Below are 14,934 nucleotides of genomic sequence, written 5' to 3'. Positions count from 1 at the left end.
GTACAATCGAACATATCTTCGATCTGTGCCGGCGTGCGATCTGCGCTGGGCGAACACAGCCGACCTGGGGCGACGAGTAGCGGAGAATTGATCGAGTGACTGAAATTGATCGGGTGGTTATGGGCAAGGTGACGGGTTCACACCTCAGCGTGCGAGGAGCGCGGGTGCACAACCTGCACAATGTCGACCTCGAGATCCCGAGGGACTCGCTCGTGGTCTTCACCGGGCTGTCCGGTTCCGGCAAGTCGTCGCTCGCCTTCGACACGATCTTCGCCGAGGGGCAGCGCCGATACGTCGAGTCGCTGTCGGCGTACGCCAGGCAGTTCCTCGGACAGGTCGACCGACCGGATGTCGACTTCATCGAGGGCCTGAGCCCCGCCGTGTCGATCGACCAGAAGTCCACCAACCGCAACCCGCGGTCCACGGTCGGAACGATCACCGAGATCTACGACTACATGCGTCTGCTCTGGGCGCGCATCGGCGTCCCGCACTGCCCGGTCTGCGGTGAGCCCATCCAGCGCCAGACCGTGCAGCAGATCGCCGACCAGCTGATGGAGCTCGAAGCAGGCAGGCGCTACCAGGTGGTCAGCCCCGTCGTCTCGCAGAAGAAGGGCGAGTTCGTCGACCTCTTCAAGGAGCTCGCGGCATCCGGATACTCGCGCGCCATCGTCGACGGCCAGCAGATCCAGCTCAGCGAGCCCCCGACGCTCAAGAAGCAGTACAAGCACGACATCTCGGTGGTCGTCGACCGTCTGGTCGCCGGGCCGGACATCCTGAGCCGCCTCACCGACTCGCTGGAGACCGCGCTGCGGCTCACCGACGGGCTGGTCCAGGTCAACTTCGTCGACAAAGAGGGCCCGGATGCGTGGCGCACGTTCAGCGAGAAGCTGTCCTGCCCCAACAACCACCCCATCCAGCTCACCGAGATCGAGCCGCGAACCTTCTCGTTCAACGCGCCGTTCGGCGCCTGCCCGGAGTGCTCCGGCCTCGGCACGCGCATGGCGGTGGATGAAGACCTGCTGCTCGGCGACGAAGACCTCAGCATCGCCGACGGCGTCATCGTGCCGTGGACCACGCAGGGCAAGGGACTGTTCCAGTACTACGAGAAGCTGCTCGACGGGCTCGCCCGCGACCTCAAGTTCTCGCTGAAGACGCCGTGGAAGAAGCTCCCGGACGAGGTGCGCAACGCGGTCATGCGCGGCGACAACTTCGAGGTCAAGGTCAAGTGGAAGAACCGCTACGGCCGTGAGATGAGCTACACCTCGGGCTTCGAGGGCGTCGTGCCGTACATCGAGCGCCAGTACCTGCAGGCCGAGACCGACACGCAGCGTGCGCGCTGGGCGGAGTACCTCCGCGAGGTGCCGTGCTCCGTGTGCGGCGGCAAGCGGCTGAAGCCCGAAGTGCTCGCCGTTCTCGTGCACGGCGCGAGCATCGCCGACGCCTCCGAGCTGAGCCTCAGCGACGCGCGCGTCTTCATGGACAAGCTGCACCTCACCGAGCGCGAGGAGAAGATCGCCGCCCAGGTGCTGCGCGAGATCAAGCTGCGTCTCGACTTCCTCATCCAGGTGGGGCTCAACTACCTCGACCTGTCGCGCGCAGCGGCCACTCTGTCGGGTGGCGAGGCCCAGCGCATCCGGTTGGCGACGCAGATCGGCTCTGGGCTCACCGGCGTGCTCTACGTGCTCGACGAGCCGAGCATCGGCCTGCACCAGCGCGACAACCGCCGTCTGATCGACACCCTCGTCGCGCTGCGCGACCTCGGGAACACGCTGATCGTGGTCGAGCACGACGAAGACACCATCCGCACGGCCGACTGGGTGGTCGACATCGGACCGGGCGCCGGCGTCAACGGCGGTCACGTCGTGCACTCGGGCTCGTACGACGAGCTGCTGGAGAACAGGGATTCGCTCACCGGCGACTACCTCTCCGGCCGCAAGGAGATCGAGATCCCGGCCAAGCGCCGCAAGATCGACAAGAAGCGCATGATCTCCGTGGTCGGCGCCGAGGCCAACAACCTCAAGAAGGTCACGGTCGACTTCCCGCTCGGCACGTTCGTCGCCGTCACCGGCGTGAGCGGGTCCGGCAAGTCGTCGCTGGTCAATGACATCCTGTATCGGGTGCTGGCCAACAAGCTCAATGGCGCACGCAAGCTGCCGGGCAAGCACAAGGCCGTCACCGGGCTCGAGAACCTCGACAAGGTCGTGCACGTCGACCAGGCGCCGATCGGACGCACGCCGCGCTCCAACCCGGCGACGTACACCGGCGTCTTCGACCGCATCCGCACGCTGTTCTCCGAGACGATGGAGGCGAAGTCGCGCGGCTACCTGCCCGGCCGGTTCAGCTTCAACGTCAAGGGCGGGCGCTGCGAGGCGTGCTCCGGAGACGGCACGATCAAGATCGAGATGAACTTCCTGCCCGACGTCTACGTGGCGTGCGAGGTGTGCGGGGGAGCGCGGTACAACCGCGACACCCTGTCCGTGCACTACAAGGGCAAGAACATCGCCGAGGTGCTCGACATGCCGATCAGCGAGGCGGCGGAGTTCTTCCGGCCGATCTCGGCGATCCACCGCTTCCTGCAGACCCTCGTGGATGTGGGGCTCGGCTACGTCAGGCTCGGCCAGAGCGCCACGACGCTCTCCGGAGGCGAGGCGCAGCGCGTCAAGCTCGCCACCGAGCTGCAGCGCCGCTCCAACGGGCGCAGCGTGTACGTGCTCGACGAGCCGACCACCGGTCTGCACTTCGAAGACGTCCGCAAGCTCCTGCTGGTGCTGAACGGGCTGCTCGACAAGGGCAACACCGTGATCGTCATCGAGCACAACCTCGACGTGATCAAGTCCGCGGACTGGATCATCGACATGGGGCCGGAGGGCGGAGCAGGCGGCGGAGAGGTCATCGCGACCGGAACGCCGGAGCGCGTGGCGGAAACGCCGGGCAGCCACACCGGATACTTCCTCAAGGAGATCCTCCAGGGCGAGAGCGCCCGGGGCGCCGCGTAGGCCGGGCGCGTGGCAGACACCGTCAGCTACCGGCCGAAAGCCGGTGAGATCCCGACCCAGCCCGGGGTGTACCGGTTCCGCGACGCCAACCGGCGCGTGCTCTATGTCGGCAAGGCCAAGAACCTGCGGGCGCGGCTGAGCAACTACTTCCAGCCGCTCCGCAGTCTGCACGAGCGCACCAGGCGCATGGTGACCACCGCAGCGTCGGTGGAGTGGACGGTCGTGGCGACCGAGTTCGAGGCGCTGCAACTCGAATACACCTGGATCAAGGAGTTCAATCCGCCGTTCAACGTGCAGTTCCGGGACGACAAGTCGTACCCCTACCTGGCGGTGACACTGGGGGACCGCATCCCGCGGGTGATGGTCACGCGCAACCGCGGCGTGAAGGACGCGCGATACTTCGGGCCGTACACGAAGGTCTGGGCGATCAGGGACACGGTCGACCTGATGCTCAAGGCGTTCCCGATGCGCAGCTGCTCCGACGGTGTCTACCGCAGGGCGGAGCTCACCGGGCGTCCGTGCCTGCTCGGCGACATCGGCAAGTGCGCCGCTCCCTGCGTCGGGCGGATCAGCCCGGAGGATCATCGCGAGCTGGCCGAGGACTTCGTCTCGTTCATGGCGGGCAACGACACCAAGTACATCCGGGTGATGACCGAGCGGATGAAGCAGGCCGCGAGCACACAGGACTACGAGGCCGCCGCCCGCCACCGTGACGCGATCCAGGCTCTCGAAGCGGCGATGGGCAAGAGCGCCGTCGTGCTTCCGGACAACGTCGACGCCGACGTGTTCGGCATCGCGCACGACGAGCTGGCCGCCGCCGTACAGCAGTTCATCGTGCGCGGAGGCCGCATCCGGGGTGTGCGCAGCTGGGTGGTCGACAAGGAGCTCGACGTCGAACTCGGCGACCTCGTCGAGACCGTGGTGCAGAACGCGTACGAGGGATCGGATGCTCCGCCGCGCGAGATCCTCGTGCCGGAGCTGCCGGACGACGCCATCGAACTCGAGCAGTGGCTCACGGCCCGCCGCCACGAGATCGGCGACCCTGGAGCACCGCGCGGACGCCTCACCGGACGGGTCGAGCTGCGGGTGGCGCAGCGCGGAGACAAGGCGGCGCTCGCCCAGACCGTCGAGATGAACGCCAAGAACGCGCTCGTGCTCTACAAGACGAGGCGCAGCTCCGACTTCGTGGCCAGGTCCAAGGCGCTCAACGACATCCAGGATGCGCTCGGCATGCCGGATGCTCCCCTCCGGATGGAGTGCTACGACGTCTCGCACCTCAGCGGCACCAACATCGTGGCCTCGATGGTCGTGTTCGAGGACGGGCTGCCGAGGAAGGACCAGTACCGGCGGTTCAGCATCCCGGAGTCGACGGACGACACGGAGTCGATCTACCAGGTGATCACGCGCAGGCTGGCGTACCTGAAGAACCCGGAGGCGGAGTTCGCCGAGCCGGGGGCGGAGGGCGCGCAGACGGGTGCTGCTCGCGCCGCCGCCGTCCAGACCGACGACGCCGGCGACGATCCAGAGATCGACATCGACGCCGAGCTCGCGGAGGCGGCGGAGAAGCGGCGCAAGAAGTTCGCGTACCCGCCCAACCTGCTCATCGTCGACGGCGGCCAGCCGCAGGTGGCTGCGGCCAGGCGCGCGCTGGAGGAGTCCGGCGTGCAGGGCATCCAGCTGGTCGGCATCGCCAAGCGTCTCGAGGAGATCTGGCTGCCGGACTCCGACTTCCCGGTGATCCTGCCGCGCAACAGCGACGCGCTGTTCCTCATCCAGCGCATCCGCGACGAGGCGCACCGGTTCGCCATCACGTACCAGCGCGCCAAGCGCAGGCGCGACATCGGCTCGGTGCTCGGCGAGATCCCGGGCCTCGGCCCGTCGAGGGTCAAGGAGCTGCTGAAGCATTTCGGCTCCGTGGCGCAGCTCAGGAAGGCGACTCCGGACGAGATCGCCGCCGTGCGCGGCGTCGGACCGACCCTGGCGTCCGCCATCCATGAACGACTCGCCAGTCGCTAGGCTTGGGGGACACCTTTCGAGCGGAGGACAAGGCTGATGAGCACCGACACCGAGCAGCAGGAAGTGCTGATCGTGACCGGGATGTCGGGAGCAGGGAGGTCGACGGTCGCCAACGCGCTCGAAGACCTCGACTGGTACGTCGTCGACAACCTCCCCCCGCAGATGCTCCGGCCGCTGATCGAGCTGGCCAATCGGGCTGAGTCCGGTCTGCCGCGCATCGCCGCGGTGGTGGATGTGCGCGGCCGCAACTTCTTCGTCGACCTGCGCGACCTCATCCAGAGCCTGCGCGAGGGCACCAAGGTGCGCGTGCTGTTCCTCGAAGCGACGGACGCGGTGCTGGTGCGGAGGTTCGAGCAGGTGCGGAGACCCCACCCGCTGCAGGGCGACGGCACGATCCTCGACGGCATCACTGCGGAGCGCACGCGGTTGCGCGAGATCCGCGAGGCGAGCGACATCATCGTCGACACCTCCGATCTGAACATCCACCAGCTCGCCACGAACATCACGGAGACCTTCGCCGCGGAGAACACAGCGGGTGTGCAGGTGACGCTGATGAGTTTCGGATTCAAGTACGGCCTGCCGGCCGACGCCGACCTGGTGACGGATGCGCGCTTCCTGCCCAACCCCTTCTGGAACCCGGAACTGCGGCCCTTCACAGGGCTCGACGCCGTCGTGCGCGACTTCGTCCTCGAACAGCGCGGCGCCGCGGAATTCATCGACGCATACGTCAGTGCTCTGCGCCCGATCCTCGACGGTTACCAGCGTGAGAACAAACGGCACGCCACGATCGCGGTAGGCTGCACGGGGGGAAAACACCGGTCCGTGGCGATTGCGGAAGAGCTCGCTACCCGGTTGAAAGAGATCCCTGGGCTCGCGGTGAACACAAAACACCGCGACCTCGGCCGTGAATGAAGCCGGCCACAGCCTCCACGGCCCCACGACAGGCCGTTCGAACAGAAAAGGAACCCGATTGGCTCTCACCGCCGACGTCAAAGACGAACTCACGAAGGTCGAGGTCAGCAAGACCACCGTCCGGGCAGCCGAACTCGCGACCATCCTGCGGTTCTCGGGTGGCCTGCACCTGATCAGCGGCCGCATCGCGGTCGAGAGCGAGCTGGACACTCCGGAGCTCGCCCGCCGCGTCCGTAAGGACCTCGCGGAGCTGTACGGCGTCCGCAGCGAGGTCTCCGTCATCTCCGCATCCGGTCTGCGGCGCACCAGCCAGTACCTCGTCCGCGTGCTCGACGGCGGAGAGACCCTCGCCCGCCAGACGGGACTGCTGGATGCGCGTCGCCGCCCGATCCGCGGCCTCCCGAACCGTCTCACCACGGGTTCCCGCGAGGAGCTCGCCGCCGTCTGGCGCGGTGCGTTCCTCGCCAGCGGATCCCTCACCGACCCCGGTCGCTCTGCCGCGCTGGAGATCACCTGCCCGGGCAACGAGTCCGCGATGGCGCTCGTCGGTGCCGCCGGCCGCCTCGGCGTGGCCGCGAAGGCCCGCGAGGTCCGCGGCGTGCACCGCGTCGTGATCCGCGACGGCGACGCCATCAGCGCCATGCTCGTGCACATGGGCGCGGCGAAGACTGTCGAGAACTGGGAGCAGCTGCGCCAGCGCCGCGAGGTCCGTGCAACGGCCAACCGCCTGGTGAACTTCGACGACGCCAACCTGCGCCGCTCCGCCCAGGCCGCCGTCGCCGCCTGCGCCCGCGTCGAGCGCGCACTCGAGATCCTCGGCGACGACGTGCCGGAGCACCTGCGGTACGCGGGGGAGCTGCGCCTCAACTTCCGCGACTCCAGCCTCGACGAGCTCGGCCACCACGCCGACCCGCCGATGACGAAGGACGCGGTCGCCGGGCGCATCAGGAGGCTGCTGGCGATGGCGGACAAGAAGGCCGTCGACCTCGGCATCCCCGGCACGGAGGCCAACCTCCCGTCCGACCTCGACGAAGTCTGAGTCTGTTCGACGGGGAAGCAACCCCTGGCCAACTCGGTTGGCGTTACTAGACTGGAAATGTCGCTCGAAGCCCGGTGTGAACGGATCGCGCCGGGAACCAAATGAGGAGATGAGTAATGGCTGACTACACGCTCGCAGACCTTCCATACGATTATTCGGCGCTTGAGCCGAACATCAGCGGTCGGATCATGGAGCTGCACCACGACAAGCACCACAAGGCGTACGTCGACGGTGCGAACACCGCCATCGCCAAGCTGGCCGAAGCACGCGACGCCGACGACCTCGGCAACGTCAACAAGCTCCAGAAAGACCTGGCGTTCAACCTCGCCGGTCACGTGAACCACACGGTGTTCTGGAACAACCTGTCGCCGGACGGGGGCGACAAGCCGACCGGTGAGCTCGCGGCCGCGATCGACGAGTTCTTCGGGTCGTTCGACAAGTTCCGCGCGCACTTCACGGCGTCCGCTCTGGGCATCCAGGGCTCCGGATGGTCGATCCTGGCCTGGGATTCGCTCGGCCAGAAGCTCATCATCGAGCAGCTGTACGACCACCAGGGCAACCTCGCAGCAGCCACCGTGCCGCTGCTGCTCCTCGACATGTGGGAGCACGCGTTCTACCTGGACTACGTGAATGTCAAGGCGGATTACGTCAAGGCGTTCTGGAACATCACCAACTGGGGCGATGTGCAGGAGCGCTTCACGCGGGCGCGCGAGAAGACCTCTGGCCTCCTGCTACTGTCATAGCGGGAACGGTGTCCCGGATGGTTCGCCGCCCGGGACACCGCCGTCCGCTCCCTACCCACAACACCGCGCCCGTCGGGCGCCCATCAAGTAACTGGAGACATCTGTGTCCGTAAAGATCGGAATCAACGGGTTCGGTCGCATTGGTCGTAACTTCTTCCGTGCCGCTCTGGCCAAGGGCAGCGACCTCGAGATCGTCGCCGTCAACGACCTGACCGACAACAAGGCGCTTGCGCACCTGCTCAAGTACGACTCGATCACCGGTCGTCTGGACGCCACGGTCGAGCTCGACGGCGACAACATCATCGTCAACGGCAAGGCCATCAAGGTCCTCGAAGAGCGCGACCCCGCCAACCTCCCCTGGGGCGAGCTGGGCGTCGACATCGTCATCGAGTCGACCGGCCGCTTCACCAAGTCGGAGGATGCGCGCAAGCACATCGCCGGTGGTGCCAAGAAGGTCATCGTCTCCGCCCCCGCGACCGGTGACGACGTCGCCACGATCGTCCTCGGCGTCAACGAGGAGACCTACGACAGCGCCGTGAGCGACATCCTCTCGAACGCGTCCTGCACCACGAACTGCCTCGCGCCGCTCGCCAAGGTCCTGCTCGACAACTTCGGTATCGAGCGCGGTCTCATGACCACGGTCCACGCGTACACCGCAGACCAGAACCTGCAGGACGGCCCGCACAGCGACCTCCGCCGTGCGCGCGCAGCCGCTGCCAACATCATCCCGACCTCGACCGGTGCCGCGAAGGCTCTCGGCCTGGTCATCCCGGAGCTCGTCGGCAAGCTCGACGGCTACGCCCTCCGCGTCCCGGTCATCACCGGCTCGATCACCGACCTCACGGTCGAGGTCGGCAGCCCGGTGACGGTCGAGCAGGTCAACGCGGCGTACAAGGCTGCTGCCGAGGGTCCCCTCAAGGGCATCCTCAAGTACACCGAAGACCCGATCGTCTCCACCGACATCGTCAGCGACCCGCACTCGTCGATCTTCGACGCCGGCCTGACCAAGGTCATCGGCGGCACGCAGGTCAAGGTCGCGTCCTGGTACGACAACGAGTGGGGTTACTCCAACCGTCTCGTCGACCTGACCGAGTACGTGGCCGAGCGCCTCTAACGACAGGGAACCGACGTGACGCTCCGCACACTTGATTCACTCGGTTCGCTCGCCGGCAAGCTGGTCATCGTCCGCTGTGATCTGAACGTCCCTCTGAAGGACGGCCAGATCACGGACGATGGCCGCGTGCGAGCGTCGATTCCCACCCTGAACGCCCTGATCAATCAGGGCGCGAAGGTGGTCGTCATCTCCCACCTGGGACGCCCGGAGGGCGCCCCGGATGCGAAGTACAGCCTGGCGCCGGTTGCTCAGCGGCTCTCCGAGCTGCTGGGCAAGCCGGTGACCTTCGCCAAGGACACCGTCGGCTCCGGCGCCCAGGATGCGGTCTCCGGCCTGCAGGACGGCGACGTCGCCCTGCTGGAGAACCTCCGGTTCAACCCGGGCGAGACTAGCAAAGACGAGGCGGAGCGCCAGGCGTTCGCGGCGAAGCTCGCCGCCTTCGGCGACGCGTTCGTCTCCGACGGCTTCGGTGTCGTGCACCGCAAGCAGGCGAGCGTCTACGAGCTCGCCAAGGCTCTCCCGAGCGCGGCCGGCCAGTTGATCGCCACCGAGCTGGATGTGCTCGACCGCCTCACCGAGAACCCGGAGCGTCCGTACGCCGTGGTCCTCGGCGGGTCGAAGGTCTCCGACAAGCTCGGCGTCATCGGCCACCTGCTCCCGCGCGTCGACTCCCTGCTGATCGGCGGCGGGATGCTCTTCACCTTCCTCGCCGCTCTCGGCCACAAGGTCGGGTCGAGCCTGCTCGAGGCCGACCAGATCGACACTGTCAAGGGTTACCTCGCCACGGCGAAGGAGCTCGGTGTCGAGATCGTGCTGCCACGGGATGTGGTCGTCGCGTCGAAGTTCGGCGCGGACGCCGAGCACGTCGTGCGCCCGATCGACGGCATCGAAGACACCGACTGGGGCTCTGCGGGGCTCGGCCTCGACATCGGCCCGGAGACGGGCACGCTGTTCGGCGAGTACATCCGCCGTTCGCGCACGGTGTTCTGGAACGGCCCGATGGGCGTGTTCGAGCTCGCGCCGTTCGCGGCGGGCACCAAGGCCGTCGCGAAGGCGCTCACCGAGGTCGACGGCCTCGGCGTCGTCGGCGGAGGCGACTCGGCGGCCGCCGTGCGCGCGCTCGGTTTCTCAGACGACCAGTTCGGTCACATTTCTACGGGTGGCGGTGCGAGCCTCGAGTTCCTCGAGGGCAAGCACCTGCCGGGACTGGAGGTCCTCGGATGGCAGCAGTGAGCTCTTCTGTGCGGCGTACGCCGCTCATCGCGGGCAACTGGAAGATGAACCTCGATCACCTGCAGGCGATCGCGTTCGTCCAGAAGCTCGCGTGGAGCCTGAAGGACGCCAACCACGACTTCGCCAGTGTCGAGGTCGCGGTGTTCCCGCCGTTCACCGATCTGCGCAGCGTGCAGACGCTCGTGTCCGCCGACAAGCTCCCGCTCGCCTTCGGCGCGCAGGACGTCTCCGAGCACGAGTCCGGCGCGTACACCGGCGAGATCTCCGCGACCTTCCTCGCACAGCTCGAGTGCCGCTACGTCATCATCGGCCACTCCGAACGGCGCACGCTGCACGGTGAGACCGACGAGCAGGTCGCAGGAAAGGTCGCCGCAGCGCTCGCGCACAACCTGGCGCCGATCATCTGCGTCGGCGAGACGGCGGAAGACCTGGAGGTCCACGGCGCGAGCGCCGTGCCCGTCGCCCAGCTGCGCGCCGCACTCGCGAACGTGTCCTCCGCGGCCGACCTGGTGGTCGCGTACGAGCCGGTCTGGGCCATCGGCTCCGGCCAGGCTGCCACGCCGGAGCAGGCCGAGCAGGTCTGCGCCGCGCTCCGCGCCGTGCTGGTCGAGGTGCTCGGTGAGGACGTCGCGGCCAAGACGCGCATCCTCTACGGCGGCTCCGTCAAGTCCGGCAACATCGCGAGCTTCATGCGCGAACCGAACGTGGACGGCGCCCTCGTCGGAGGTGCGAGCCTCGATGTGGCCGAGTTCGCGAGCATCGTGCGATACCAGAAGCACGTCGGACTCTGACCCCACCGGTTATACTGGTCGTTGGTCTTCCCGGGCGCTGAGCCCCGGGTGCTTTGCGAAAGGTACGTCGTGCAAATTCTCCAGGTCGTCCTGCAGGTCCTGCTGGGCATCACCAGCCTCCTGCTGACGCTGCTCATCCTCCTGCACAAGGGGCGCGGTGGCGGTCTCTCCGACATGTTCGGTGGCGGCGTCACGTCCAACCTCGGCGCATCCGGTGTGGCCGAGCGCAACCTGAACCGCATCACCGTGGTTCTCGGGCTCGTCTGGATCATCTGCATCGTCGTGCTCGGACTCATCACCAAGTTCGATTCCGGCGCGTAAGCGTCCATAGGTCACAACGAGGAGCAGCATGGCATCCGGAGGAAGTGCAATTCGGGGTTCGCGCGTCGGCGCGGGCCCGATGGGGGAGCAGGATCGTGGATTCCACGCTGAGCGCATCACCATCTCTTACTGGGACGCACTCGGCAACGAGACGGTCCGTCACTTCGCGGCGAACCTCCCCGAGGAGGAGATCCCCGAGGTCATCGATTCGCCGTCGTCGGGTCTTCCCGCCGGTCGCGACAAGGAGAACCCGCCGTCGGTGGCGAAGCTCGAGCCGTACAAGACGCACCTCGCATACGTGAAGGAGCGCCGCACGGAGGAAGAGGCGGAGCAGCTTCTCGAACACGCGCTCAACCAGCTCCGCGCGCGCCGCGGCAAGCTGAGCCCCACCAACTAGCAGCACGCACGAAGAAGCCCCGCCGGTCAGCGACCGGCGGGGCTTCTTCGTGGTGTGGCGGGTTGCCGTGGCGAGGTGTCAGTAGCTCGGAGCGATCAGGTTCTCCGGCACGTCGACGGCCGCATCCTGGTCGACGAAGAACACCGTGCGCTTGCGTCCCTTGGCTCCCGCGACGGGGACCTCGGTGTAGCTGGCGCCCGCGAGGGCGAGCCCGAGCGCGCTGGCCTTGTCGCTTCCGGCGAGCACCAGCCATATGCGGTCGGAGGCGTTGAGCACCGGACGCGTCAGGCTGAGGCGGGCGGGCGGAGGCTTGGGGGAGTCGCGCTCGGCGATCACCGTGGCCTCCGTCTCCCGGATGCCGGCGCGGTCGGGGAACAGCGACGCGATGTGACCGTCCGGACCGACGCCGAGGAAGGTGATGTCGAACCGGGGGGCGCGAGCGCCGTCCTGTGCGAACGCCTCCAGCTCGGCGGCGTACACCGAGGCGGCCTCGTCGATGTCGGCGATCTCATCCGACGCCGGGAACGGGTGGATGTTCTCCGGCGGCACGGCGATGTGGTCGAGCAGGGCTTCGCGGGCCTGTCGCTCGTTCCTGTCTTCGCTGGCCTTCTCGACGAACCGCTCGTCGCCCCACCAGAAGTGGACCTTCGACCAGTCGACGCTGTCCCTGGCGGGCGACGCGTTGATGGCTTCGAGCACCGCGATGCCGACGGAGCCGCCGGTCAGCGCGATGTTCGCCTCGTCCAGCTCGTCGAGGATGTCGACGGTCTTGGTGAGGAAACGCGCGGCGACCGATCCGGTGAGCGCCTGCTTGTCGGGGTGGACGAGCACCCTGCGTTCGTTGGTCATGCTGTGGCGCCCGCTCCCTGGTCGGCGGTCTCGAGCTGGTCGAGGCCTCTGGTGATCACCTCACCGTACAGATCATCAGGGTCCAGCCTACGCAATTCCTCGGCGAGGCAGTCGCGCAGGCTCCGGCGGGGCAGCGAGAGGTCGTGCGTCGGCTGGTTCGGCTGCGACAGCCTGGCGACGTTCGGGACCTCGCGCTCCAGTTCGATGACTCCGGATGCGCGCTGCATGCGCACACCGTGGATGCCGCTGGAGCCGGTGGCCCGCGAGGTCAGGTCGTACTGGACGGGCACCTGGAGCTGCAGCGCCAGCCAGGACGCGAGCAGCATGGTCGACGGGGAGTCGGCGGCGCCGGCGACCTCGACGGCCGTGATCGGCTCGTACGGCGGCTGGTCGAGCACAGCGGCGAGCTGGGCGCGCCACAGGGTGAGCCTGGTCCAGGCGAAGTCGGTGTCGCCGGGGGCGTACGTCTTCGACAGGTGACGCAGAGCGGACTGCGGGTCCGGCTGCGCTGAGGCGTCCGTAATGCGGCGGGTCGCTATGCGGCCGAGCGGAGACTTCGAGACCACCTCCGGGGCGATCCCGGGCCACCAGACGACCACAGGGGCATCCGGGAGCAGGAGCCCCGTCACGAGGCCCTCCTCGTCGCTGGCGGTCTCTCCGTATGCACGGAGCACGATGACCTCGCTCGCGCCGGCGTCTCCGCCGACGCGGATCTGCGCGTCGAGCCTGCCGTCGCCGTTGGAGGTGCGCTCCTCCTCGGTGGAGACGACGATCACGCGCATCGGGTGCTCGCGAGAGGCGTCGTTGGCGGCCTCGATGGCCTCCTCCTCCTGGCCGAGGTGCGTCGCGATCACCAGGGTGAGCACGCGGCCGAGAGCAACGGCGCCGCCCTCCTCACGGATCTTGACGAGGGCCTTCGAGATGTTGCTCGTGGTGGTATCGGGCAGATCGACGATCATGGACGCCTCCAAACGCGGCCGTCGCGGGCGAGAAGCTCGTCCGCGGAGCTCGGGCCCCAGGTGCCGGGCCGGTACTGCTCCGGCTGGCCCTGGGTCGCCCAGAATTCTTCGATCGGGTCGAGGATCTTCCAGGAGAGCTCGACCTCCTCATGACGGGGGAACAGGGGCGGGTCGCCGAGCAGCACATCCAGGATGAGCCTCTCGTACGCCTCGGGGCTCGCCTCGGTGAACGCGTGGCCGTAGCCGAAGTCCATGCTCACGTCGCGCACCTGCATGCCGGCGCCGGGAACCTTGGAGCCGAAGCGGATGGTGACACCCTCATCCGGCTGCACGCGGATGACGAGCGCGTTCTGACCAAGGGCCGACGTCTGGCTCTCCGCGAACAGCTGCTGCGGAGCGCGCTTGAAGACGACGGCGATCTCGGTCACACGGCGGCCGAGCCGCTTGCCTGCACGCAGGTAGAACGGCACGCCGGCCCAGCGGCGGGTGCCGATCTCCAGCTTGATCGCCGCGTAGGTCTCCGTGGTGGACTCCGGGTTCATCCCGTCCTCTTCCAGGAAGCCGACGACCTTCTCGCCGCCCTGCCACCCGCTGGAATACTGACCGCGGGCGGTGGAGGTGCCCAGATCCTTCGGCAGGCGCACCGCCGCGAGGATCTTCTCCTTCTCGGCGCGCAGGTCGGCCGCGTCGAAGGAGATGGGCTCCTCCATCGCGGTCAGCGCGAGCAGCTGGAGCAGGTGGTTCTGGATGACGTCGCGGGCGGCGCCGATTCCGTCGTAATACCCTGCCCGGCCGCCGACGCCGATGTCCTCCGCCATCGTGATCTGCACGTGGTCGACGTAGTTGGCGTTCCAGATCGGCTCGTACAGCTCGTTCGCGAAGCGCAGCGCCAGGATGTTCTGGACCGTCTCTTTGCCGAGGTAGTGGTCGATGCGGAACACCGAGTCGGCCGGGAAGACCGACTCGACGACGGCGTTGAGCTCGCGTGCCGTCTTGAGGTCGCTTCCGAAGGGCTTCTCGATGACGACGCGGCGCCAGCCGGTCTCCGACTGGTCGGCGAGGCCGGACTTGCGCAGCTGCTCGGTGACGAGCGGGAACGCCTTCGGGGGGATCGACAGGTAGAACGCGTGGTTGCCCATCGTTCCGCGTTCCTTGTCGAGCTCCTCGACCGTGTTCTTGAGACGCTCGAACGCGGCGTCGTCGTCGAACTCACCCGGCACGAACCGGATGCCCTGGGCCAGCTGCTTCCAGACGTCGTCTTCGAACGGCGTGCGAGCGTACTGCTTCACGGCGTCGTAGACGACCTTCTCGAAGTCCTGGTCCTCCCAGTCGCGGCGGGCGAACCCGACGAGCGAGAAGCCAGGCGGCAGCAGGCCACGGTTGGCGAGGTCGTAGACAGCCGGCATCAGCTTCTTGCGCGACAGGTCACCTGTCACGCCGAAGATGATGAGGCTGCTCGGGCCGGCGATGCGATTCAGTCGGCGATCGGAGGGCAACCGCAGGGGATTGAACTCCGGGGTGATTTCCACCGGGGACATTGAGCTCCTAGTCAGGACGATGACGC

General features: G+C 67.5%; 13 protein-coding genes. 10 read left to right on the top strand and 3 right to left on the bottom strand.

Translation table 11 applies throughout. The annotated features are described in order from the left end of the window. The first annotated feature begins 119 nt into the window (after positions 1–119). From uvrA to HF024_RS10370, 10 genes are all read left to right on the top strand, one after another. Positions 120–2,996 carry an excinuclease ABC subunit UvrA gene (uvrA, locus tag HF024_RS10415; protein WP_168690865.1) on the top strand — a complete coding sequence of 959 codons (2,877 nt, stop codon included), beginning with the start codon at positions 120–122 and terminating at the stop codon, positions 2,994–2,996. A gap of 9 nt (positions 2,997–3,005) precedes the next feature. After that, positions 3,006–5,012: an excinuclease ABC subunit UvrC gene (uvrC, locus tag HF024_RS10410; RefSeq protein WP_168689511.1), complete on the top strand. Its 2,007-nt coding sequence runs from the start codon at positions 3,006–3,008 to the stop codon at positions 5,010–5,012. A gap of 36 nt (positions 5,013–5,048) precedes the next feature. Continuing rightward, positions 5,049–5,924, top strand: coding sequence for an RNase adapter RapZ (gene rapZ, locus HF024_RS10405; RefSeq protein ID WP_085371156.1), 876 nt, complete (start codon positions 5,049–5,051; stop codon positions 5,922–5,924). Between the two features lie 58 nt (positions 5,925–5,982). After that, positions 5,983–6,963: a DNA-binding protein WhiA gene (gene whiA / locus HF024_RS10400; protein WP_085371157.1), complete on the top strand. Its 981-nt coding sequence runs from the start codon at positions 5,983–5,985 to the stop codon at positions 6,961–6,963. A 116-nt stretch (positions 6,964–7,079) separates the two neighbouring features. Further along, a complete protein-coding gene (locus HF024_RS10395) occupies positions 7,080–7,706 on the top strand; it encodes a superoxide dismutase (RefSeq protein WP_055894023.1) in 627 nt (208 codons plus the stop codon). 103 nt (positions 7,707–7,809) lie between these two features. After that, positions 7,810–8,820 carry a type I glyceraldehyde-3-phosphate dehydrogenase gene (gene gap / locus HF024_RS10390; RefSeq protein WP_085371158.1) on the top strand — a complete coding sequence of 337 codons (1,011 nt, stop codon included), beginning with the start codon at positions 7,810–7,812 and terminating at the stop codon, positions 8,818–8,820. A gap of 15 nt (positions 8,821–8,835) precedes the next feature. Further along, positions 8,836–10,053: a phosphoglycerate kinase gene (locus HF024_RS10385; RefSeq protein WP_168689510.1), complete on the top strand. Its 1,218-nt coding sequence runs from the start codon at positions 8,836–8,838 to the stop codon at positions 10,051–10,053. Further along, positions 10,050–10,844, top strand: coding sequence for a triose-phosphate isomerase (gene tpiA / locus HF024_RS10380; protein WP_281727762.1), 795 nt, complete (start codon positions 10,050–10,052; stop codon positions 10,842–10,844). Before HF024_RS10385 ends, tpiA begins: the two co-directional genes overlap by 4 nt. A gap of 69 nt (positions 10,845–10,913) precedes the next feature. After that, positions 10,914–11,165 (top strand): preprotein translocase subunit SecG, encoded by a 252-nt coding sequence (secG, locus tag HF024_RS10375; RefSeq protein WP_055894015.1) that lies wholly within the window; start codon positions 10,914–10,916, stop codon positions 11,163–11,165. Positions 11,166–11,193: 28 nt separating this feature from the next. Further along, positions 11,194–11,562 (top strand): RNA polymerase-binding protein RbpA, encoded by a 369-nt coding sequence (locus tag HF024_RS10370; protein WP_168689508.1) that lies wholly within the window; start codon positions 11,194–11,196, stop codon positions 11,560–11,562. Positions 11,563–11,640: 78 nt separating this feature from the next. Here the strand turns inward: HF024_RS10370 and pgl are convergent, their stop codons facing one another. Genes pgl through zwf form a run of 3 tightly spaced genes read right to left on the bottom strand, consistent with a single transcriptional unit; the run spans position 11,641 to position 14,908 of the window. Next, on the bottom strand, positions 11,641–12,411 hold the full coding sequence (gene pgl, locus HF024_RS10365) for a 6-phosphogluconolactonase (protein WP_085371162.1): 771 nt from the start codon (positions 12,409–12,411) through the stop codon (positions 11,641–11,643). Beyond that, on the bottom strand, positions 12,408–13,370 hold the full coding sequence (locus HF024_RS10360) for a glucose-6-phosphate dehydrogenase assembly protein OpcA (protein WP_085371163.1): 963 nt from the start codon (positions 13,368–13,370) through the stop codon (positions 12,408–12,410). The genes pgl and HF024_RS10360 overlap by 4 nt, the downstream gene beginning before the upstream one ends. Next, positions 13,367–14,908 (bottom strand): glucose-6-phosphate dehydrogenase, encoded by a 1,542-nt coding sequence (gene zwf, locus HF024_RS10355; protein ID WP_085371164.1) that lies wholly within the window; start codon positions 14,906–14,908, stop codon positions 13,367–13,369. Before zwf ends, HF024_RS10360 begins: the two co-directional genes overlap by 4 nt. Positions 14,909–14,934: the final 26 nt, after the last annotated feature.

This window comes from Leifsonia sp. PS1209, from assembly GCF_012317045.1.
Taxonomy (GTDB): domain Bacteria; phylum Actinomycetota; class Actinomycetes; order Actinomycetales; family Microbacteriaceae; genus Leifsonia.
The sequence above is the reverse complement of the archived record's forward strand: the minus strand, read 5'-3'. Positions and strand labels throughout refer to the sequence as shown.

Coding starts and splice junctions, on each gene's coding strand:
- uvrA (WP_168690865.1), top strand. CDS start 120: ATGGGCAAGGTGACGGGTTCACACCTCAGCGTGCGAGGAGCGCGGGTG.
- pgl (WP_085371162.1), bottom strand. CDS start 12,411: ATGACCAACGAACGCAGGGTGCTCGTCCACCCCGACAAGCAGGCGCTC.
- HF024_RS10395 (WP_055894023.1), top strand. CDS start 7,080: ATGGCTGACTACACGCTCGCAGACCTTCCATACGATTATTCGGCGCTT.
- rapZ (WP_085371156.1), top strand. CDS start 5,049: ATGAGCACCGACACCGAGCAGCAGGAAGTGCTGATCGTGACCGGGATG.
- HF024_RS10370 (WP_168689508.1), top strand. CDS start 11,194: ATGGCATCCGGAGGAAGTGCAATTCGGGGTTCGCGCGTCGGCGCGGGC.
- zwf (WP_085371164.1), bottom strand. CDS start 14,908: ATGTCCCCGGTGGAAATCACCCCGGAGTTCAATCCCCTGCGGTTGCCC.
- HF024_RS10360 (WP_085371163.1), bottom strand. CDS start 13,370: ATGATCGTCGATCTGCCCGATACCACCACGAGCAACATCTCGAAGGCC.